17 protein-coding genes and 2 pseudogenes are annotated in these 20,827 nt (G+C 55.5%); 9 read left to right on the top strand and 10 right to left on the bottom strand.

Annotation, left to right across the window (positions count from 1 at the left end; all coding sequences use genetic code 11):
* The first annotated feature begins 155 nt into the window (after positions 1 to 155).
* The 4 genes from HC231_RS00430 (at position 156) to HC231_RS00445 (ending at position 4,449) form a co-directional block, all read left to right on the top strand.
* Entirely contained in the window at positions 156 to 2,072 is a 1,917-nt protein-coding gene (locus tag HC231_RS00430) for a PTS mannitol transporter subunit IICBA (RefSeq protein WP_208229238.1), read from the top strand.
* A gap of 65 nt (positions 2,073 to 2,137) precedes the next feature.
* Positions 2,138 to 3,286, top strand: a complete 1,149-nt coding sequence (locus tag HC231_RS00435; protein WP_208231172.1) for a mannitol-1-phosphate 5-dehydrogenase — start codon at positions 2,138 to 2,140, stop codon at positions 3,284 to 3,286.
* A 161-nt stretch (positions 3,287 to 3,447) separates the two neighbouring features.
* Positions 3,448 to 3,978 carry an MltR family transcriptional regulator gene (locus HC231_RS00440; RefSeq protein WP_208229239.1) on the top strand — a complete coding sequence of 177 codons (531 nt, stop codon included), beginning with the start codon at positions 3,448 to 3,450 and terminating at the stop codon, positions 3,976 to 3,978.
* Between the two features lie 108 nt (positions 3,979 to 4,086).
* On the top strand, positions 4,087 to 4,449 hold the full coding sequence (locus HC231_RS00445) for a YibL family ribosome-associated protein (protein ID WP_208229240.1): 363 nt from the start codon (positions 4,087 to 4,089) through the stop codon (positions 4,447 to 4,449).
* Between the two features lie 256 nt (positions 4,450 to 4,705).
* Here HC231_RS00445 and HC231_RS00450 read toward each other — a convergent pair whose 3' ends face one another.
* Both HC231_RS00450 and HC231_RS24270 read right to left on the bottom strand, forming a co-directional pair.
* Positions 4,706 to 6,604: a methyl-accepting chemotaxis protein gene (locus tag HC231_RS00450; RefSeq protein WP_208229241.1), complete on the bottom strand. Its 1,899-nt coding sequence runs from the start codon at positions 6,602 to 6,604 to the stop codon at positions 4,706 to 4,708.
* A 254-nt stretch (positions 6,605 to 6,858) separates the two neighbouring features.
* A pseudogene (locus HC231_RS24270) lies at positions 6,859 to 7,159 on the bottom strand (hypothetical protein); the annotation flags it as partial.
* A gap of 25 nt (positions 7,160 to 7,184) precedes the next feature.
* Between HC231_RS24270 and HC231_RS24275 the strand changes: the two are divergent.
* Both HC231_RS24275 and HC231_RS00460 read left to right on the top strand, forming a co-directional pair.
* A pseudogene (locus tag HC231_RS24275) lies at positions 7,185 to 7,316 on the top strand (STM2901 family protein); the annotation flags it as partial.
* On the top strand, positions 7,316 to 7,630 hold the full coding sequence (locus tag HC231_RS00460; RefSeq protein WP_208229242.1) for a DUF1493 family protein: 315 nt from the start codon (positions 7,316 to 7,318) through the stop codon (positions 7,628 to 7,630). The pseudogene HC231_RS24275 and the gene HC231_RS00460, both read left to right, overlap by 1 nt.
* Positions 7,631 to 7,863: 233 nt before the next feature.
* Here HC231_RS00460 and sodA read toward each other — a convergent pair whose 3' ends face one another.
* Complete coding sequence (gene sodA, locus HC231_RS00465) at positions 7,864 to 8,490, bottom strand: superoxide dismutase [Mn] (RefSeq protein WP_208229243.1); 627 nt, start codon at positions 8,488 to 8,490, stop codon at positions 7,864 to 7,866.
* Between the two features lie 285 nt (positions 8,491 to 8,775).
* Positions 8,776 to 9,594, bottom strand: coding sequence for a formate dehydrogenase accessory sulfurtransferase FdhD (fdhD, locus tag HC231_RS00470; RefSeq protein WP_208229244.1), 819 nt, complete (start codon positions 9,592 to 9,594; stop codon positions 8,776 to 8,778).
* A 325-nt stretch (positions 9,595 to 9,919) separates the two neighbouring features.
* Here fdhD and exaC point away from each other — a divergent pair, with 325 nt between their 5' ends.
* Together exaC and HC231_RS00480 are read left to right on the top strand one after the other, a co-directional pair.
* Positions 9,920 to 11,455: an acetaldehyde dehydrogenase ExaC gene (gene exaC / locus HC231_RS00475; protein WP_208229245.1), complete on the top strand. Its 1,536-nt coding sequence runs from the start codon at positions 9,920 to 9,922 to the stop codon at positions 11,453 to 11,455.
* A 201-nt stretch (positions 11,456 to 11,656) separates the two neighbouring features.
* A complete protein-coding gene (locus HC231_RS00480) occupies positions 11,657 to 12,649 on the top strand; it encodes an acyltransferase (RefSeq protein ID WP_208229246.1) in 993 nt (330 codons plus the stop codon).
* A 20-nt stretch (positions 12,650 to 12,669) separates the two neighbouring features.
* On the opposite strand, the gene HC231_RS00485 is transcribed toward HC231_RS00480, so the two are convergent.
* The 3 genes from HC231_RS00485 to HC231_RS00495 all read right to left on the bottom strand — a co-directional run bounded on the left by HC231_RS00485 (position 12,670) and on the right by HC231_RS00495 (position 14,919).
* Positions 12,670 to 13,599, bottom strand: a complete 930-nt coding sequence (locus HC231_RS00485) for a GlxA family transcriptional regulator (RefSeq protein WP_208229247.1) — start codon at positions 13,597 to 13,599, stop codon at positions 12,670 to 12,672.
* Between the two features lie 3 nt (positions 13,600 to 13,602).
* Positions 13,603 to 14,148, bottom strand: coding sequence for an isochorismatase family protein (locus tag HC231_RS00490; RefSeq protein ID WP_208229248.1), 546 nt, complete (start codon positions 14,146 to 14,148; stop codon positions 13,603 to 13,605).
* Between the two features lie 195 nt (positions 14,149 to 14,343).
* Complete coding sequence (locus HC231_RS00495) at positions 14,344 to 14,919, bottom strand: DJ-1/PfpI family protein (protein ID WP_208229249.1); 576 nt, start codon at positions 14,917 to 14,919, stop codon at positions 14,344 to 14,346.
* Between the two features lie 403 nt (positions 14,920 to 15,322).
* Here HC231_RS00495 and argG point away from each other — a divergent pair, with 403 nt between their 5' ends.
* Positions 15,323 to 16,666 (top strand): argininosuccinate synthase, encoded by a 1,344-nt coding sequence (gene argG, locus HC231_RS00500; protein WP_208229250.1) that lies wholly within the window; start codon positions 15,323 to 15,325, stop codon positions 16,664 to 16,666.
* Positions 16,667 to 16,786: 120 nt separating this feature from the next.
* Here argG and HC231_RS00505 read toward each other — a convergent pair whose 3' ends face one another.
* The 3 genes from HC231_RS00505 to HC231_RS00515 form a co-directional block, all read right to left on the bottom strand.
* On the bottom strand, positions 16,787 to 17,326 hold the full coding sequence (locus HC231_RS00505; protein ID WP_208229251.1) for a GNAT family N-acetyltransferase: 540 nt from the start codon (positions 17,324 to 17,326) through the stop codon (positions 16,787 to 16,789).
* Between the two features lie 117 nt (positions 17,327 to 17,443).
* The gene (locus HC231_RS00510) at positions 17,444 to 18,931 is read right to left on the bottom strand and encodes an amidase (RefSeq protein ID WP_208229252.1); all 1,488 of its coding nucleotides are present in this window, start codon (positions 18,929 to 18,931) and stop codon (positions 17,444 to 17,446) included.
* Between the two features lie 251 nt (positions 18,932 to 19,182).
* Complete coding sequence (locus tag HC231_RS00515) at positions 19,183 to 20,820, bottom strand: dipeptide ABC transporter ATP-binding protein (RefSeq protein WP_208229253.1); 1,638 nt, start codon at positions 20,818 to 20,820, stop codon at positions 19,183 to 19,185.
* Between the last annotated feature and the right edge of the window lie 7 nt (positions 20,821 to 20,827).

The following is a 20,827-nucleotide window of genomic DNA, read 5'->3' on the forward strand; positions in this document are numbered from 1 at the left end:
TGATTTTTGTCACAAAAAAGGGGCTCAGTTGCTATGCGAAAACAGAGTGCTAGAGTCCGTACTGCATACGGGAATGCGGACGGATATTGGTCACTCCGCTCACGATAAAAATCACGCGCTCTCATCGTCAGCGCGCTCAATAGGAGTGTGTTTTTATGCTTTCACCAGATATCAAGATCAAAGTTCAGAACTTTGGTCGCTTTCTAAGCAACATGGTGATGCCCAACATCGGCGCATTTATCGCCTGGGGTATTATTACCGCGTTGTTTATTCCTACGGGTTGGCTCCCTAACGAGACGCTGGCGAAACTTGTCGGGCCAATGATCTCCTACCTGCTGCCGCTGCTGATCGGTTATACCGGCGGCCGCCTGGTGTTTGGCGAACGCGGCGGCGTCGTCGGCGCGATCACCACGATGGGGGTTATCGCCGGGACGGATATTCCCATGTTCATGGGCGCGATGATTGCCGGCCCGTTGGGCGGCTGGGCCATTAAGCGTTTCGATCGCCTGGTTGACGGCAAAATCAAAAGCGGTTTTGAAATGCTGGTCAACAACTTCTCCGCCGGTATTATCGGCATGCTGTTGGCGATCCTGTCGTTTCTGGCCATCGGCCCGCTGGTCGAACTCTTCTCACAGGCGCTGGCCGCCGGCGTAAACGTGATGGTGCGCAACGGCCTGTTGCCGTTAACCTCTATTTTCGTCGAACCCGCGAAAATTCTGTTCCTGAACAATGCGATTAACCACGGCATCTTCTCGCCGCTGGGTATTCAGCAGGCGACTGAAACCGGGAAATCCATCTTCTTCCTGATTGAAGCCAACCCCGGCCCCGGCCTCGGCGTGCTGGTCGCCTATATGATTTTTGGCCGCGGCAACGCCAAAGAGTCTGCGCCAGGGGCGGCGATTATCCACTTCTTAGGCGGGATCCACGAAATTTACTTCCCTTACGTGCTGATGAATCCGCGCCTGATCATTGCCGTTATCCTAGGCGGTATGACCGGCGTGTTTACCCTCGGCCTGCTGGGCGGCGGTTTGATTTCTCCGGCGTCTCCGGGATCGATTCTGGCCGTGCTGGCAATGACGCCGAAAGGCGCGTACTTCGCCAATATTGTGGCGATCACGGCGGCATTTGCCGTGTCCTTCGTGGTTTCCGTGATTCTGCTGAAAAGCACGAAAAACAAAACCGAGGAAGATCTTAGCGAAGCCACTCGCCGCATGCAGGATATGAAATCGTCCGCGAAAGGCGGCGATCGCGCCAACGCCGGCGTCAGCGGCGATCTGAGCACTGTGCGTAAAATCATCGTCGCCTGTGATGCCGGTATGGGTTCCAGCGCCATGGGGGCCGGCGTGCTGCGCAAGAAGGTGCAGGATGCCGGGCTGAAAAATGTCTCCGTCACCAACAGCGCCATCAATAACCTGCCGGAAGACGTCGATCTGGTCATTACCCATCGTGACCTGACCGAACGCGCGCTGCGCCATGCGCCGCAGGCTCAGCATATCTCGTTGACCAACTTCCTTGACAGCCAGCTATATAGCGATCTGGTCGCGCGTCTTGTCGCCGCACAGGGCGGCGCTTCTCAGGCGCCGGTTAGCGAAGCCGCTAAACCGGATGTTGCCGCTGAAGGATCGAAACTGTTCCAACTGAGCGCCGCCAATGTGTTCCTTAATCAACATGCGGACACCAAAGAGCAGGCGATCCGTTTTGCCGGCGAACAACTGGTGAAAGGCGGTTACGTCGAACCGGCCTACGTTGATGCCATGCTGGAGCGTGAAAAACTGACGACAACCTATCTGGGCGAATCCATCGCGGTGCCGCACGGGACGATCGAAGCGAAAGACCAGGTGCTGAAAACCGGCGTGGTCTTCTGCCAGTTCCCCGACGGCGTGCGCTTTGGCGAAAGCGATGATGACGTCGCTCGCCTGGTTATCGGTATTGCCGCCCGTAATAACGAACATATTCAGGTCATCGCCAGCCTGACGAACGCGCTGGATGATGAATCAGTGATTGAACGTCTGGCGCATACCCAGAACGTGCAGGATGTGCTCGATCTGCTGTCGGGCAAAAAGAGCGCCTGAGTTCACGGCGATGCCAACCGTGGACGGCCTCTTTTCTGAATGTTGTTTTAAAAGGGTAAAGCATGATGAAAGCATTACATTTTGGTGCCGGTAATATCGGCCGGGGATTCATAGGTAAATTGTTGGCCGACGCCAACGTCGAACTGACTTTCGCCGACGTCAATCAGACGCTGCTGGATGCGCTGAACAGCCGCAAAAGCTATCAGGTCCGCATCGTGGGAGAACAAACGCGCCTTGATACCGTTAGTAACGTCAGCGCCGTTCACAGCGGCAGTCCGGAGGCGATTGCGCTGATTGCCGAAGTCGATCTGGTCACCACGGCCGTCGGGCCGCAAATTCTGGAAAAGATCGCCGGCGCTATCGCGCAGGGGCTGGTGAAACGGCATGCCAACGGCAATTCGCGGCCGCTGAATATTATCGCCTGCGAAAATATGGTGCGCGGCACCAGTCAGCTCAAGCAGCATGTGCTGAAACTGCTGCCGGCGGCTCAGCAGCAGTGGGCGGCGGAACATGTGGGATTCGTCGATTCCGCCGTTGACCGTATCGTTCCGCCTTCCGAAGCCGGCAACAGCGATGTGCTGGCCGTGACGGTAGAAACCTTCAGCGAATGGATCGTCGATCAAACCCAGTTCAAGGGTACGCCTCCGGCTATTCCCGGTATGGAGTTGACCGATAATCTGATGGCATTTGTCGAACGCAAGCTGTTTACGCTCAACACCGGCCACGCCATTACCGCTTATCTGGGGCAGCAGGCCAAACACCAGACTATCCGTGACGCCATTCTCGACCCGAAAGTGCGCGCCGTGGTCAAAGGGGCGATGGAGGAGAGCGGCGCGGTATTGATTAAGCGCTACGGCTTCGATCCTGAGAAACATGCCGCTTACATCAATAAGATCCTCAGCCGTTTTGAAAACCCCTACCTGCACGACGACGTTGAGCGCGTGGGCCGTCAGCCATTGCGCAAACTGAGCGCCGGCGACCGGCTGATTAAGCCGCTGCTGGGGACGCTGGAGTACCAACTGCCGCATGATAATCTGATTATCGGCATTGCGGCGGCGATGCATTTCCGCAGTGAGCAGGATCCCCAGGCGCAGGAGTTGGCGGCGCTATTGGAAAAACTTGGGCCGCAAGCGACACTGGCGCAGATTTCCGGCCTGGATGCCGACAGCCAGGTTGTCGCCCAGGCGGTGAGCGCCTATAACGCCATGCCGTAATCGGCGCGTCTCGGCGCCAGGCAGATCATTTCCTCTTCTTGATCCTTGGGGGCGTTCAGTTCGGGTGATGTCGGGCATAACCGGCATCACCCTATCCGTCGGTAAATCCTATTGCCGGGGGATGAGGAATATATGTGCGGGTTAACGGTGCGAGAGGGACGATGGAAGAAACACAGGCGTTTGAAAACCGGGTGCTTGAATCGCTGAATTCAGCAATCACGGTGCGCGACTTCATGCTCCGGGCCGTTGAGTTGCTGGCTGAGGCGGTCAGTATTCTTATGTTGCAGGTGTTCCGCAAGGATGACTATGCCGTTAAATATGCGGTCGAACCGCTGATGATGGGAACCGGGCCGCTGGGGGATCTGTGCGTACGTCTCAAGCTGATTTACGGATTAGGGATGATCAGCCGTAAAGAGTATGAGGACGCCGAATTGCTGATGGCGCTGGGCGAAGAATTATTGATCGACGAGCATGATTATCACTTTACGGACGATGAAATTCTCGGCACGGTCGGCGAACTGCACTGCGTCAACATCCTACCTACCGAGCCGCCGCTTCCCGCCGGGGGCGATCCTGACGATACCTTGCTGATTGGCATGCAGCAGCAGCGTTATCAGCAGATGGTCCGCTCCACGTTGGTATTATCGCTTACGGAGCTGATTTCCCGGATTAGCTTGAAAAAAGCCTTTTAACCTGCGTTTTCGTTCTCTGTTCGCTGCACCTGGAACAGGGTTTAGTGTATGCTTGCCCCCGCATGGTTCTCCAACGTCAAGTCAAGAAGGGCATACGGGTTATAAGTTATGAAAGAGCAGGAAAAAGAAGAAATTAAACGTCTTAGCGATCAATTGGATAAGTTGAATCGTAAGCAAACCGTCCTGCTGGAGCAGGGAGATGCCGAAGCGATAGCCCTTAATTTGGCGGCATGCGAGAAGCTGGCGGCGGAAATTGAGCGTCTGCGTAATGTGCGCGAGCAAAAACTCAGCCAGGAAGCGAAAAAATTGACCCGCTTGCCTTTCAGCCGCGTGATTACCAAAAAAGAGCAGGCCAATCTGGGCGCATTGAAGAAAAGCGTTCGCGGATTGGTGGTGGTGCACCCGATGACGGCGTTGGGGCGTGAGATGGGTTTAAAAGAAATGACGGGCTACGCCCCTAAACCATTTTAAACCGGCGCCGCTTCTGATTAATATCGTATTCGCCATTCCCCTAGCCATGCAGACCTTGTTGTCCGCATGGATTAAATCCTCAGGGATGCCTGAAAGATAGATAAACAGGCTGTGTCATCCCCGAAGTCTAGAGCCGCGTCGCGGCTAGGCCGTTTATCCCTCAACCCAGCCAGCCTGATCAAGTGGGTACCGTATCTGCCGGCGCTACCCGTCAGCCTCGCGCTCATAGGCGGCACTGCTCCGGCGGTGGTAGACATTACCGTTTGTAGCCCAACTGCGGCGAGGCATGGGAAAGGGCGATGCCGGCGGGCGTTTCATCGTCCTGCGAGCTGACAAGACGAAATACGGAAACCGCCTGTTTGAGCAACGCGGCCTGTTCTTCCAGCGAATCCGCCGCCGCAGAGGATTGCTGGACCAGCGCGGCGTTCTGCTGGGTGGTGCTGTCCATTTCTACAATCGCCTGATTGATCTGCGTAATTCCCCGGCTTTGTTCATCTGAAGCCGTGGCGATCTCGCCCATAAGGCTATGCACCTTGGTCACAGAGGTAACGATATCATGCATCGTTTTACCCGCATTGCCGACCAGCGTTGCCCCGTGACTAACCTGCTCGACGGATTCGGCGATCAGGTCCGCGATTTCTTTTGCCGCCTGCGAACTGCGCTGCGCCAGATTGCGCACTTCGCTGGCGACCACGGCGAATCCCCGTCCTTGTTCGCCCGCGCGGGCGGCTTCAACGGCGGCGTTCAAAGCCAGAATATTGGTCTGAAAAGCGATGCCGTTGATAACAGAGGTGATCTCCGCAATGCGCCTGGAGCTGTTTTCAATATCAGTCATGGTTTTCACCACGTTGTTCACCTGCTCGCCGCCCTGCTGCGCCGTTTGCGACGCGCTGATAACCAGCGTATTGGCGTGGTGCGCATTGTCCGCATTCTGTTTTACCGTTGCGGTTAACTGTTCCATGCTGGCGGCGGTTTGCTCAACCGCGGCGGCCTGTTGTTCGGTACGTGAGGATAAATCGGTGTTGCCGGCGACGATCTCCCTTGAGGCGGTAAAGATCTGGCTAACGCCGACGCGGATCTCGTCGATCATGTTGTGCAGGTTGGCGTTCATCTTCGACATGGCGCGGATGAGCTGCCCCAGTTCATCGCGACGAGTGGCGTCGATGGTCATGGTGAGATCGCCGGTAGCTATGCGTTCGGCCATATTCAGCGTTTTATGCAGCGGCGTGGTAATTTGGCGCGAGATAAACCAGGAAACCAGTAATCCAAGAAGCAGCGTAACAAGCGCGGTGACGATCAACTGTATCTCGGATGAACGGATATCCTGCTGTGTGAGCTGTAGCTGTTCGTCAAGCAGGGATTTGACGATCGTATTGAGCCGATCCGCGATATCCTGCATCTGCCGCGCCTGGGCTATTTCTTCCTGATAGGCGGGGATATACGCCATGGCGCGCCCTTCATACACGTTAATGGTGTCGAGGACCGGCGTAAGTATCGCCTGCTGTTCCGTGGACAGATACGGATTTTGGTACAGCGCGTTCAGCGCGGTTTGCGCCTCCTTAATGGCCGCCGCGAGTTTGGTCTGCGCCGCCTCATCGCGCGACAGCAGCAAGCCGCGGACATGATAACGCACGGCCATCAATTTTTGATTCAACTCGGCAAGCTGTAATTGCAGCGTCATCGCGCTGTAGTCGGTAATAAATTGTTCGCCTAGCCTTTTTAATGGCTCTTCGGTTTCGGAAATATTCCAGCTTTCCCTGACATCGTCCTTTTTATGCACGGCATCGATGTAACTTTGCTGTTTCTGTTGGTATTCGGCGATCAGATTTTCCATCTGCGGGAATTTGGCGTTGATGCTTTCAGGCCAGTTCTGTTCTTTAGCCTGGGAGATGTAGGCATTGATTTTATCAATGCTGATATTGTTCTGTTTTATATCTTCAGGATCATAGGTTGTGCTGTAGCGCGCCCGGTAATATTTGGCCTGATTAATTTCGTCATTGATATTGTTGCTTAAATTCACCTTATCAATGCTTTCTTTCAATTCATCAATATGCATGACGCCGGCGCCAGCGATAACCACCGTCATCATTAAGACCAGGAAGAAACCTAAACCTAATTTTTTACCGACGTTGATGTCTTCGAATTTTATCGCCATATTTTTCTTCCGCTATCTCATGAACAGAACACGTCTTCCGGCGCACGCATCACTCGTCATACCGCTGACAGGGGAAGGCTGCGCCATAAGATGTCGTGTGAAGCACAGCGTATCGGTATATAAATCACACGATAGAGTCACGTATAAATTATCGGCAATAAGTAACAATACTTTAACCTTTCAGGGGGATTGGCGGCGCCAAAAATGACAAACGTTTCGTCACCCCTCGGCAAAATTACGTTTTCTGATAAAAGGTTCTGAACCGACATAATGCGATAGAAACCGAGTAAATCAGAAACCAGACCCTCGCCGCTGAATCCGCTATCTGTCTCGTAGTTGTTGGGAAAAGAACCCCGGAACGCTTCAAATCTCCGCGCCATTGTCATCATCAGCGCCAGTGCGATGCTTTTTTGTTCCCAGTATGGGCGGCTTCGCCTGAATATCTGCTTCTTGCGTGTGACCAAGATCAATCCAGCCAAGTATCTCCGTATAAACCAGTCCATATTTTTCAGTGGTGGCTTGCCTTTCATCAAGTATCTCTGAGTGCTTACTCATTCCGAATCTTCCTTGTTGTTCCATTGAAATGTTACGCGGCGAATGGTCCTATACAACCAGTGTTGGCGCTGTATTCACTGCTTATGATCTGGCGATAATAACCCGCAATGTAATACATCGTTACGAGCTCATGGTCGAATCAGGAGACAAACGATAATGAACAACGCAGACCATGTACGCGCACTGATAAAAAAGCACTTTTGGGATATGGCGGATGAAGATTCGCTGAGCACAGGCAAGAAAAGCGTTCTACCGGAAGATGCCAGCGGTTTTCTGGAGGAATATGCAGAAAGCCTAAATGTCGATATGAGTAATTTTAATTTCCGACGATATTTCCCTAATGAGGGGATCCGTTTCCTGCCGAACGCCATCCTTCCTGCTTACCTGCGAACCGATCATCACGAATCCGCACCATTGACAGTTAAAATGCTAATAGATTCGGCTAGCGCTGGCCGTTGGTTATACGACTAAATAACAGAGCTTAATATCGCTACGCCTTTGCCGTGCGATGTTTACCTTAGGGGGGATTTTATCCCAAGACGTTGGGGCGTAACTGCGGCGAATTTCCTTGCCGTCACCGTTCGTTCGGCAGGTTCAAGTTCATCTGAATACTGAATATCAAATAAGAAGCGGGAGCGATCCCGCTTCCTATTCGATCCCACCGGATGAGATCCGGCGGTACGGTCATCAATCAATAGCGCAGATTATTTTTTCGCTTCTGCGAAACGTTTGGCGGCTTCGTCCCAGTTTACGACGTTCCAGAACGCTTTGATGTAGTCTGGGCGGCGGTTCTGGTATTTCAGGTAGTAAGCGTGTTCCCATACGTCCAGCGCGATGATGGGGTAGCCGGATACGCCGGAAATGGCTTCGCCCATCAGCGGGCTATCCTGGTTGGCGGTGGAAACCACGGCCAGTTTGCCGTCATCTTTCAGCACCAGCCAAGCCCAGCCGGAACCAAAGCGAGTCGCGGCGGCCTGCTCGAATTTCTCTTTGAAAGCGTCAACGCTGCCGAAATCGCGTTCGATGGCGGCTTTCAGATCGCCGGTCAGCGTAGTGCCCAGTTTCAGACCTTTCCAGAACAGGCTATGGTTGGCGTGGCCGCCTGCGTTGTTACGCAAAGCGGTTTTTTTCTCCGCCGGCACTTTGTCCAACTGCGCGATCAGTTCTTCCGCAGACAGCTTGGCGAACTCAGGCAGGGATTCCAGCGCTGCATTAGCGTTATTGACGTAGGTCTGATGATGCTTGGAGTGATGGATTTCCATCGTTTGTTTGTCGAAATGTGGCTCCAGCGCGTCATAAGCATAAGGCAGGGATGGTAGTGAATAACTCATGTTTAGCATCTCCGTGGTTGTAGTACCGAACTGTTGTAGTACTGAAAATGGGTATCGTACACAATCATTCTAGTACACAAAATATTGCGGCACTGCTTTTGTTAGCACCGCGTAAGAATTAAGTTCATTATAGTTAATTAAATGATATTGAAAATGATTATTCGCGTTTGAAGGCGATAACGTTTGCCCGTGCAACCCCGTATATCAAGCGCTTATGTGGTTATGCTATGAGCTAAAACAAATCGGTCTAAAGTCGGGCGTCCGGTTTTTGTTTTGCCGCCGCCGCTACTCATACAACCGCTGCGGATGCGTATAGATGGTGGAACGGCCAGGCCGGCAGAATCCCACCAAGGTTAAATTGCATCGTTCGGCGACCTCAACGGCCAGTGAAGTCGCGGCGGAAACCGCAAACAGGATCTCTACGCCGCACATGGCGGACTTTTGCACCATCTCATAGCTGGCCCGGCTGGAAACCAGCACGGCGCCCTGCCGCCACGGATTTTTCGCGCGCATACCCAGCAGCTTATCCAGCGCGACGTGGCGTCCGACATCTTCACAGCCGCCGCTTAGCGAGCCATCCGGCGTAATCCAGGCGGCGGCATGAGTACAGCCCGTTAATTGGCCCACCTGTTGCACCGTCTTCAACTGCGTCAATGCAGACTCAAGGCGGCGTAGCGGGAAGGTTTGCGTAAACGGCAAAGGCGTAATGGGTTTGCCGATCTCTGCCAGTTGCTCCACGCCGCAAACGCCGCATCCGGTACGGCCATCCATCGCCCGCCGCCGCGCTTTTAAACCGGCAAAGCGGCGGCTGGAAAGTTCGATTTGCACTTCAATGCCATTGCATACGGGTTGAACATCAATGCCGTAGATGTCCTGCGGCGACTGGATAATGCCTTCCGACAGCGAAAAGCCCAGCGCAAACAGCTCAAGATCTTTCGGCGACGACATCATCACCACGTGTGAAATACCGTTATAGACCAGCGCCACCGGTACTTCTTCCGCCAGCCAGTCGTCCTGCGGCTGTGCCAGAGAGCCCTGATGGTTTACCGTGCGCCGGCAAGCTCCCGTAGGGAGCGGGACTGATTGTGGATTAACGCTTTTCACCTGCAAGACCTATGAGTGAGTGTCGCCGATTCATTCCGGTATTATTTCACCGCCTCCAGGCCGATGCGAACTTTTCTCTGCAGGCAGCGATCGTGCGCGGTTTTTGGTTGTTAATTTGTTTGTTTATGGTTGCGGAAATGTGATCTTCTTCGAAGAGTCAATATTCTTCTGCGCCGGAAGCTGTCATAAACCTCGATCCCTGCCTAGGATTTAACCATGTTCTCTATTTAATAACTTTTAATTAACGTCTGATGTTAATTTTTCACATTACCTCTTTTTTCACTGCGGCTCCGCCGCGCACCCAGACCGCGAGAAGGAGATTGAAATGGCATATGACATCTCTGAAAGCCGGACGACGACCGGTAAGTATGACGCGCTTAATCTGAAAAAACGCTATGACAACTTTATCGGGGGAGCTTGGGTTCCGCCTGAAAAAGGAGAGTATTTCGTTAATCTGACGCCGGTGACCGGCCAGTCTTTGTGCGAAGTCGCCAGTTCCTCCACGCGGGATGTCGATCACGCGCTGGACGCCGCCCATAAGGCGAAAGCCGAGTGGGGCGCCATGCCCGTGCAGCAGCGTTCTCTGCTGCTGAACCGCATCGCCGACAGAATGGAGCAGAATCTTGAACGGCTGGCTATGGTGGAAACCTGGGATAACGGTAAACCCATTCGGGAAACCAGCGGCGCGGATGTTCCGCTGGCAATTGACCACTTCCGCTATTTTGCCGCCTGCATTCGCTCTCAAGAGGGGGCGATTAGTGAAATCGACAGCGATACCGTCGCCTACCATTTTCATGAGCCGCTTGGCGTAGTCGGCCAGATCATCCCCTGGAACTTCCCGCTATTGATGGCCTGCTGGAAGATGGCGCCCGCGCTGGCGGCGGGGAACTGTATCGTGCTTAAACCCGCCAAGCTGACGCCGATGTCGGTACTTGTCCTGATGGAGCTGATTCAGGATATTCTGCCGCCGGGCGTGATTAACGTGGTGAACGGCTCTGGCAGTGAGATTGGCGAATATCTGGCGACCTCGAAACGCATCGCCAAAGTGGCGTTCACCGGTTCGACGGAGGTGGGGCAGCAAATCATGGGCTATGCGGCTCAGAACGTGACGCCGGTTACGCTGGAGCTGGGCGGCAAATCGCCGAATATCTTCTTTGCGGATGTGATGGATAAAGAAGACAGCTTCTTCGATAAGGCGCTGGAAGGGTTCACGCTGTTCGCCTTTAATCAGGGAGAGGTTTGTACCTGTCCGAGCCGGGCGCTGGTGCAAGAATCGATCTACGACCGATTTATGGAAAGGGCGCTCAAGCGCGTTGAGTCCATTCGCGTCGGCAATCCGCTGGATAGCAAGACCATGATGGGCGCTCAGGTATCCGCCGGACAGTTGGACACCATTCTCAATTACATCGATATCGGTAAGAAAGAAGGCGCCAGGGTACTGACGGGGGGACGGCGCAAAGCGATGCCGGATGATCTGGCAAAAGGATATTATCTGGAGCCTACGATTCTGTTCGGTAAAAACAGTATGCGCGTCTTCCAGGAAGAGATTTTCGGACCGGTGTTGGCGGTAACGACGTTTAAAACCATGGATGATGCGCTGGAAATCGCCAACGACACCGAATACGGTCTTGGCGCGGGCGTGTGGAGCCGTAACGGCAGCGTTGCCTACCGCATGGGGCGCGGCATTCAGGCCGGACGCGTCTGGACCAACTGTTACCACGCTTATCCGGCGCACGCCGCATTTGGTGGTTACAAACAGTCGGGCATCGGGCGTGAGAACCACAAGATGATGCTGGAGCATTACCAGCAAACCAAATGCCTGTTGGTGAGCTACTCGGAAAAACCAATGGGGCTGTTTTAATCAATATGACGCCTCCGTTATGTTTGCGGGGGCGCTCACCACCTCTGATAAATTCAATCGGCAATCAAGTCTCTTTTATCGTCATGCTCGCGAAGGCGGGCATCTCCGGCGACATTTCCGTATTCAGCCCATTCCCCATTGTGTGGTTTATCAACACGTCCTACCCTGTGCGATATCTTTTGTTTCTCCCAGAGGTTATGCATGACCGGGAAGATCGGCTGGATTGATAACTTGCGGGCCGTGGCCTGTATGATGGTCGTTCTGATCCACAGTACAACCTATTACATTACCGCCGGGGGAGAGCCGGGCGACGGTCACTGGGATGTGGCGAATGTCCTTAACTCGGCCTCCCGCGTTTGCGTGCCGCTGTTCTTTATGATCTCGGGATATCTGTTTTTCGGCGAACGCAGCGCGCGGAAGAAGCATTTCCTGCGTATTGGCTTATGTATTCTGTTTTACAGCGCCGTTACGCTGATTTATATCGCGACGTTGACGCCGATTAACCCGTTGAACGCCGCCAGACAATTCCTGCAAAAGCCGATTTTTTATCACCTGTGGTTTTTCTACGCGATCGTGGCGATCTACCTGTTTTCCCCCTTAATCAAAGTTAAGCCGGTGCCGGGCGAATATCTGGCTGTTTTCATCGTGCTGCTGGCGGTGATCGCCAACCCGAATATGAGTCAGGTTGAGTTTGCCGGCGTCAAACTGCTGCCGGTGAATCTCTATATCTACGGCGATACGTTTTATTATCTGCTGTATGCGGTGGTCGGGCGGGCGTTAGGGATGCTGGATATTCCCCGGCGTGTGGCGATGGCGGCCATTCCGGCATTTATTGTGTGCGTGGCGCTGGTGGCGATGGGCACCCGGCATCACTCGCTGCTGAGCGATAACTTTAACCAGACGTTCTATATCTATTGCGGCCCGCTGGTTTTTTTGGCCGCGGTCAGCCTGCTGGCGGTGTTTAAGCGCTATCTGAATCAGCCGGCGTTACCCGGACTCGCTCTGATATCGCGCCATTCGCTGGCGATTTACGGTTTCCATGCGTTGATTATTCATTACCTGCGTACCCACGATATGGATATCCCGTCGCAGCCGGTGCTGGATATCTTCTACATCTTTAGCGCCGCGCTGCTGGGCAGTCTGCTGTTGTCGATGGCGTTGCAGAAAATCGATAGCCGGCGTCTGGTTAGTTAAGGGACGGCGCGCGGGAACGGTTATCGTTCGTCATGCCCTATCTGGCGTAACTGCGCGCGGCGTAGTTGACGGCCGGAGGAAAATCCGGCCATCAGCGCGGACTTTTCCAGCCCGACGCCCTGGCGCAGACGCTGCTGCGCTATCGCAATGCGCAACTGTTCATGATATTCACGCACGCTGATCCCCAGGTGTTCACGGAAAAGACGCGTGAGGTGGCGGCGGCTGACATGAACCTTATCGGCAATGACGGACAGCGGCCACGCGGCTTCCGGCTCGGCGGACATGATGTCCTGCGCCCGGTGGATAACCGGATGGAGATGGTTACGGTGCTGTAGCCACGGGGAGAGCTGCGCGTCGCTGCCGGTACGGCGGAAATAGACCACCATCTCGCGGGCGATTTGCAATGCGCTGCGGGTATCAAGGAGTTGCCCGATTAGATGCAGGGAGAGATCGATACCGGCGGTAATGCCGGCGCTGGTGTAAATACCGCGGTCTTCGACGAAAATCCGGTTATCTTTAACCTGAGCCAGCGGCGCCAACTGAGACAACCGCTGGATGAGATTATGGTGGGTGGTGCACTGGTAACCATCCAATAATGCGGCTTGCGCCGCCAGCAGCGCGCCGGAGCAAACGCAGACCAGCGTCAGCGTTTGCGCGCTCAGCGCCGGCTTGAGCCGTTCCAGCCACCGGCGGGCGGTCGCCGCCTGCGGCAGGGTAAAATTATAACTGGAGTCAGCGACGCCGGGGATGATAAGAATACTGCCTTCCGGCAGCGCGTCGGGCAACGGCTCCAACCGGCTCAGCATCAGTCCGGTAGAACAACACACCTCGGTTTCCGGGCCGATATAGCGCAGGTCGAACTGTCCGGCAAGCCGCAACGTTTCGGCGGGGCCGGCTAAATCCAACGCCAGTACGCCGGGTAGGATAAGGAAGTAAACCTGTTTTCTCATCTGTCAGTTTGCCAGTTTTTTCAGGCATTCATCAACGCTGCAAATCTCCGCGAAGCGATCGATAAGTACCGTTTCCGTTCGGTGTTTCAACTGCTCGGCGCTTAGCGTCACGCCCCGATGGGTCATCGGAAACGTCATGGTCGCCTCGGTGACGAAGGTAACGCGATAGCCGAGATCGGACGCGACGCGGGCGGTGGTTTCGCAGCACTGCTCCGTGCGCATACCGGCGATAATCAGATGTTGGATATCGTTGTCGCGCAGCCACTGTTCAAGGCCCGACTCGGTGATCGCATTATGCACATGTTTGTGAAACTGCGCATCCGGCTTATGCGTTAAGAACGGCAGACGCTTCACATGGCCGGACGCCAAAGAGAACGGGCCTTCGGGCGCAACGTGAAAGATATCGACCAGCGCCGCGCCCTGTTGTTTGCACCCCTCAATCAGGCGCAGCACCGCCTGCCGGAAAGCCGGGAAATCCTGTTCCTGCCAGAAAGGGCGATGCTGAAATGATTCCTGTACGTCAATGATCAGTAGTGCGCTGTGAGACATGATGTTACCCCGCTAGTCAAATTTACGATGTATCGGTTCGGTAGCTATGATGGGTTAACTCTGTGCGTCAAAGAAGGCCAAATCGGGACATGATGGGGGCTAATCAGGACGACTTCACGGCGTTGTCCGTCAGGCGATGGGGACTTCGCCGGATAACGGGCAGCGCGACAGGTAATGCCGCGCTGAGGATGCGGTTTACTCTGGCGTGCGCCAGTAATCGTAATCGATATGGTCAACCTGAAAATTCGCGTCTTCTTTATCTCCCGTTAAGCGATAGGCGATAGTAAAGGCGAAATCAAAAGCGACGCCGAGTCCTTTACCGCTAATCAGGTTGCCGTCTTCGACGACTTTTTCGTTGACGTAAACGCCATCGGTAACGTTTTGCCACAGCGTGCCGGAACAGACGTAACGCCGTCCTTTCAGTAAGCTGTTGCCGCCCAGCACGCGCGCGGCGGCGGAACAAAGCGGGCAAATCAGCTTATTGGCTTCGTCATGGCGGCGGATGAATTCAGCCACCGAGGGGTTTGCTGCCAGATTAACCGTTCCTTGCGGACCGCCGGGAATGATCACCGCATCAAACAGCTCATCCTTATTTCTTTCCAGCAGGTCGTCGGCAAACATACGAATATTGTGATAACTACACAGCTCCAGCCTGTCGTGACAAGACAGCATGGCGACATCTATTTTCATGCGGTGCAGTACATCAATCACCATAATCGCTTCTGCTTCTTCAAAACCATCAGCCAGCAGAATGGCGACTTTCTTAGACATAGCATCTCCAGCAACATAATAGAGGGGAAAAGAGGATAGCAGAGAATAGTCATTAAAATGAAACGATGTTTTATTATTGTAATAGGCATCGCGTAACCTATCTTTAACGCTTAGCGTGTTGGTGAAATCGCGTTATACTCGCTCTCTTGGGCGCGAACCGGGTGCGAATTTTTTTGCATAAAACGCCACTCTCCTCTTCCTGCGCCGGCAAAAAGATGTTTAAATTATAACTCACTTATTTTGCATAAATATGCATTTGTTGCGAGCGCAGCGCTTACCGATTAAATCCAGCCTGACCTATCCGCAATGCGGTGAAGTCACGGCCTCTCAGTAGTGTATTGCGTAACATAATGGTGCGGCTGCTAAGCTTATAGCCATCGATCTTCGAGCAGGGATTTTATTTATGACAACGATTCTCAAACATCTTCCGGTTGGCCAGCGTATTGGTATTGCGTTTTCTGGTGGTCTGGATACCAGCGCCGCGCTGCTCTGGATGCGTCAAAAAGGCGCGGTTCCTTATGCTTACACCGCCAATCTGGGTCAGCCGGATGAGGATGATTACGATGCAATCCCACGCCGCGCGATGGAGTATGGCGCTGAAAACGCCCGCCTGATTGACTGCCGTAAGCAGCTGGTCGCCGAAGGCATCGCGGCGATTCAGTGCGGCGCTTTCCATAATACCACCGCCGGCGTCGCCTATTTCAACACCACGCCGCTGGGGCGCGCGGTAACCGGCACCATGCTGGTCGCGGCGATGAAAGAAGACGGCGTCAATATCTGGGGCGACGGCAGCACCTATAAAGGCAACGATATCGAACGCTTCTATCGTTACGGTTTGCTGACCAACGCCGAACTGCAAATCTACAAACCCTGGCTGGATACCGACTTTATCGATGAGCTGGGCGGCCGTCAGGAGATGTCCGAATTTATGGCGCAGGCCGGTTTTGACTATAAAATGTCGGCCGAAAAAGCCTATTCCACCGACTCCAACATGCTGGGCGCGACGCACGAAGCCAAAGATCTGGAGTTTCTGAATTCCAGCGTCAAAATCGTTAACCCGATCATGGGCGTTAAATTCTGGGATGAAAACGTTAAGATCGCGGCGGAAGAAGTCACCGTGCGTTTTGATCGCGGCCATCCGGTTGCGCTGAACGGCAAAACCTTCGCCGATGACGTGGAGCTGATGATGGAAGCCAACCGTATTGGCGGACGCCACGGTTTAGGCATGAGCGATCAGATTGAAAACCGCATCATTGAAGCGAAAAGCCGCGGTATCTACGAAGCGCCGGGAATGGCGTTACTGCATATCGCCTATGAGCGTCTGCTGACCGGTATCCATAACGAAGACACCATCGAACAGTATCATGCCAATGGCCGCCAACTGGGCCGTTTCCTGTATCAGGGCCGCTGGTTCGATTCCCAGGCGCTGATGCTGCGGGATTCTTCCCAGCGTTGGATCGCCAGCGCCATCACCGGCGAAGTCACGCTGGAGCTGCGCCGCGGCAACGATTATTCCATCATGAATACCGTTTCCGACAACCTGACCTATAAGCCGGAACGTTTGACGATGGAGAAAGGCGATTCTGTATTCTCGCCGGATGACCGTATCGGTCAGCTGACGATGCGTAACCTGGATATCACCGATACTCGTGAAAAACTGTTTAATTATGCGAATACCGGCCTGCTCTCTTCTTCCAAAGCCGGCGTACCGCAGGTAGAGCAGTTGCAGGATAAAAGCCAAAAGTGATTTAGCGCGGCTTAGTCGCGCCTAGCTAATGTAAAAACCCGGCCGCGTTTTTCGTCGCCGGGTTTTTTGATACGAAAAAGCCATTAAACATGTCGAAAAAAACAGCCGGTATGCCGCCTGTCATCGCCATTCATCGTCACGGTTGATGCCGTAGTCCACCAGCGTTATCCGACGGCCCTTGATTTCCTCAATCATTGGCGGCCTCTGTTCTTTGCGCATTCCGCAGCGCAGCATCACATGCTTTGAGGCGGCGTTATCATCATCGCAGCGGGCGCTGATGCGGCGTAGCCCAAGCTGCCGGAAGCCATAATGAATCATCGCCCGCACCGCTTCGGTACAGTATCCCTTTCCCCAGTTTTCCGCGCCCAGCCAGTAGCCCAAATGCGGCGTTGCATTTTCGGGCAAGCGTAAACTGACAACGCCAATTAAGGCTGCCGATGAGCGCAGGGTGATCGCCAGCGTGACGGCCTCACCCGCCTGCATGGCGCGTATCGCCCGGCTGATCCAATCCTCGCTTTGCTGGCGGCTGAAGGGCGAGGTAAAGCTGGCGGTCCATTGCGCTACGCGGGGATCGCCGCCCAGCAGCCGGACGGCTTCTGCGTCCTCCGGCGCCAGCGGACGCAGTATCAGCCTGTCTGTGGGTATGGTTGGTATGGTCATAACGATATCGATAGGTTTGTTATGTAACTATCGGATAGCTTGAAACCCACGGAGAGCGTCGTCAATACTTGCCGTCACGCATTACGTTAGGCGGATAGAGTCGGAGCGCGTTCAACCTTACGCCGGCGGCGCATTGGTCACATGTACGCCGGGCTTTCTGCCGCCGTTCCACTTGCCGCCGATGGCGCGTTCGATCTGCGCGGCAAGCTGCAACAGCAGCCCGTCGTCGCCCTGGCGCGTTTGCGCCTGAATGCCGAACGGCAATCCATTCTCCTGCGCCGCCAGCGGCAGGGAGATCGCCGGGATGCCGCAAAGATTGGCGAGCGGGGTATAGGCGAAGTTTTCCCACAGGCTGGCAAACCAGTCGGTCACCGACGGGTTATCGCTCAGCGTCAGGTATCTCATCGTGCCGATCTTCGGCGTGGGCAGCGCGGTGATCGGCGTCAGAATAATATCCCAGGATTCGAAGAAAGCGCCGAAGGCGCGCGAGGTGTTGTTGAATACGGTTTGCATCGCCGCGCGCTCGCTGAAGGAGATATCTTTGCCGGCTTCCCAGATCCTGATATTAACCGGTTCAATCTTATCCGCCGGGGGCCGCTCCAGCCCCAGATTTTTGAGCATTGCGGAAATCGTCTGGGCAAAATTACTGATATAGCAGGTGGTCTGCGCCGCAAAGGCGGCGCGAAAATCCACCTGCGGCGTCACCCATTCCACATGATGACCCAGATCGGCGAGAAAATTGCCGGCCTTTTCCAGTTCGGCGACGAAATGCGGCATGGCCCGGTAATCGCCCCATTCATGGGAAAGCGCGATGCGTAGCGGCGCGGGATCGCGCTGAATCAGTTCGCTGTAGCTTTCCGCCGCCGTCCAGTAGGGCATAAATTCCCCCGGCGCGCCGCCGCGGCAGTGATCTACAAAAGCCGCGGTATCGCGTACCGTGCGGGTATGGCATCCCTGAATCGAGACCAGACCGGTAAGATCGGAGGCGTAAGGCGCGAGGGAGAACACGCCGCGCGAGGGCTTAAGGCCGATATTGCCGTTGAATCCGGCGGGAATGCGGATGGAGCCGCCGCCATCGGTCGCGTGGGACATCGGCACGATGCCGGATGCGACCGAAGCCGCCGTACCGGCGGAGGAGCCGCAGGTGGTGTACTCCGGATCCCAGGGATTCCGCGTGATATAAACCGCCGGATTCTCCGCCGAGCTGCATACGCCGAATTCCGGCGTGGTGGTGCGGCCGATAAGATTGAGCCCGGCCCGGCGCATTTGGCCGACCAGAAAGCTGTCGGCCTGCGAGCGATTGCCGCGCATCAGCAGCGATCCCATCTCCTGTAACCGGCCTTTCAGGGTCGGCCCCAGATCTTTCATCAGAAAAGGCACGCCGGCGAAGGCGCCTTGCGGGTTCATGCCGTCTTTCAGCGGATCGGCGACCACATCGTCGAATACCTCGACCACCACGCTTAATGCGGGATTGAGCAGGGCGATGGCCTGCGCCGCCTGCGAGGCCAGTTCCGCGGCGCTCACGTCGCCCTTGCGTATCAGTTCCGCCAGACCTACGGCGTCATAGGCCGACCATTCATCCCACTCCATCACTCGTGACTTCATATACCGCTCCCGGTTGCAATATTAAGGACAGTGTCCGCTGCCCGAAAAATAAGCGAATTATCAGACTGTTGATAAAGCCTATTATTACTCGCCCCGCTAGCGGGACTCGCCCTTTGGGCCGCCGCAAGCGGCGTTCAAAAACGCACGCGTTTTTGTAGGGGAAACACGGGGGGAGGTTCCCGTAGGGACGCCTCACCCCCGTGGTCGCCCCGGGTATCTCGGCTTAGCAGACAGGTTTGTCAGCAAACTCATTATCTCATCGTCGCCAAACGCGGCGCGGCGGCCAGCAGCCGGCGCGTGTAGTCGTGTTCGGGCCGGCGGAACAACTCGGCGGTAACGCCCTGTTCGACCACCTGGCCCTGATGCATGACGATGACGCGATCGCAAAGCTGGGCGGCGACGCGCAAATCGTGGGTGATGAACAGCAGCCCCAGCCCCAGATCGCGCTGCAATTCGCGCAGCAGATCGAGGATTTGCGCCTGAACCGACACATCCAGCGCGGAAACCGCTTCATCCGCCACCAGCACCTGGGGATCGCAGGCGATGGCGCGGGCGATGGCCAGGCGCTGCCGCTGCCCGCCGGAAAACTGATGCGGATAGCGTTCGAGCGATGCGCGCGGCAGATTGATGCGATCCATTAACGCTTCCGCGGTTTGGCGCGCCTGCTGCCGGCTCTGACCAAAATTCATCGCTCCCTCCATGATCGACGATCCGATGGTGCGGCGCGGATTCAGCGATCGGTTGGGATCCTGAAACACCACCTGAACCCGCGATCGCAACGCTCTCACCTGCGATTCGGGCAAGGTTTGCACCTCCCGGTCGCCCCAGATGATCTTGCCGGAACTGGGCTCGATCATGCGGATCATGCAGCGCGCAAAGGTGGATTTTCCCGAACCCGATTCACCCACGACGCCGACGGTTTCACCGCGATGAACCGCGACGCTGGCCTGGCGCAAGGCGTCAAAACGTTTGCTACGCCCCAGCCAGTCGCGGCTGACATAAGTTTTGCTGACCGCCTGCCCCAGCAGCAGCGGCGGCAGCCGTTCGCCGGCGGGCCGGCGGGGAGGCGGCGGCGTAATATCCGGCACCGCCGCCAGCAGCGAGCGGGTATAGTCGGTGGCGGGGCGTTGCAGCACCTGTTCGCAGGAGCCCTGTTCAACCATCTCCCCGCGGTACATCACCAGAATGTGGTCGGCGATTTCCGATACCACGCCCATGTCATGGGTAATAAAGAGCACCGCGCTGCCTTGTTCCGCCTGGAGTTCGCGGATCAGCTTGAGAATTTCCGCCTGGGTGGTGACGTCCAGCGCGGTGGTCGGCTCATCGCAAATCAGCAGCCGCGGCTTGAGAACCAGCGCCATCGCGATAACGATGCGCTGGCGTTGGCCGCCCGATAGCTGATGCGGGTAGCTTTTGTAGATACGCGCGGGATCGGGCAGGCGAACCCGCTCAAACATCGCCAATATTCTGGCTTTGCGTTCGGCGGCCGGCCAGCGGGTATGCGCGCGCAGCAGCTCGTCCACCTGTTCGCCGCAGCTGTGAACCGGATTGAGCGCGGTCATCGGCTCCTGAAAAACCATCCCCATACAGGTAGCGCGCATCTGGCGCAGCTGCCGGTGGCTGACGTAGCGGCCGGAATCCATAAGCGTATTGCCCGCCAGCCTGATGTCGCCGCTGTCAATGCGCAGCTCTTTGGCGATTAATCCCATAATCGCGGTGGCCAACACCGATTTTCCCGAACCGGATTCGCCGACCACGCACAGCGTTTGCCCCGCCGCGATTTCCAGATCGAGATGTTGAATGGCGTAAGGACGGTCGGCGTCCGTCGGCAGAGCGACCTGTAGAGCGGAAACTTGCAATACCGGATCGTTATTCCTGAGTGTGTTCATCGGATTC

It is taken from the genome of Brenneria izadpanahii (genome assembly GCF_017569925.1).
Classification (GTDB): Bacteria; Pseudomonadota; Gammaproteobacteria; order Enterobacterales; family Enterobacteriaceae; genus Brenneria; species Brenneria izadpanahii.

Coding starts and splice junctions, on each gene's coding strand:
- HC231_RS00430 (WP_208229238.1), top strand. CDS start 156: ATGCTTTCACCAGATATCAAGATCAAAGTTCAGAACTTTGGTCGCTTT.
- HC231_RS00435 (WP_208231172.1), top strand. CDS start 2,138: ATGAAAGCATTACATTTTGGTGCCGGTAATATCGGCCGGGGATTCATA.
- HC231_RS00440 (WP_208229239.1), top strand. CDS start 3,448: ATGGAAGAAACACAGGCGTTTGAAAACCGGGTGCTTGAATCGCTGAAT.
- HC231_RS00445 (WP_208229240.1), top strand. CDS start 4,087: ATGAAAGAGCAGGAAAAAGAAGAAATTAAACGTCTTAGCGATCAATTG.
- HC231_RS00450 (WP_208229241.1), bottom strand. CDS start 6,604: ATGGCGATAAAATTCGAAGACATCAACGTCGGTAAAAAATTAGGTTTA.
- HC231_RS00460 (WP_208229242.1), top strand. CDS start 7,316: ATGAACAACGCAGACCATGTACGCGCACTGATAAAAAAGCACTTTTGG.
- sodA (WP_208229243.1), bottom strand. CDS start 8,490: ATGAGTTATTCACTACCATCCCTGCCTTATGCTTATGACGCGCTGGAG.
- exaC (WP_208229245.1), top strand. CDS start 9,920: ATGGCATATGACATCTCTGAAAGCCGGACGACGACCGGTAAGTATGAC.
- HC231_RS00480 (WP_208229246.1), top strand. CDS start 11,657: ATGACCGGGAAGATCGGCTGGATTGATAACTTGCGGGCCGTGGCCTGT.
- HC231_RS00485 (WP_208229247.1), bottom strand. CDS start 13,599: ATGAGAAAACAGGTTTACTTCCTTATCCTACCCGGCGTACTGGCGTTG.
- HC231_RS00490 (WP_208229248.1), bottom strand. CDS start 14,148: ATGTCTCACAGCGCACTACTGATCATTGACGTACAGGAATCATTTCAG.
- HC231_RS00495 (WP_208229249.1), bottom strand. CDS start 14,919: ATGTCTAAGAAAGTCGCCATTCTGCTGGCTGATGGTTTTGAAGAAGCA.
- argG (WP_208229250.1), top strand. CDS start 15,323: ATGACAACGATTCTCAAACATCTTCCGGTTGGCCAGCGTATTGGTATT.
- HC231_RS00505 (WP_208229251.1), bottom strand. CDS start 17,326: ATGACCATACCAACCATACCCACAGACAGGCTGATACTGCGTCCGCTG.
- HC231_RS00510 (WP_208229252.1), bottom strand. CDS start 18,931: ATGAAGTCACGAGTGATGGAGTGGGATGAATGGTCGGCCTATGACGCC.
- HC231_RS00515 (WP_208229253.1), bottom strand. CDS start 20,820: ATGAACACACTCAGGAATAACGATCCGGTATTGCAAGTTTCCGCTCTA.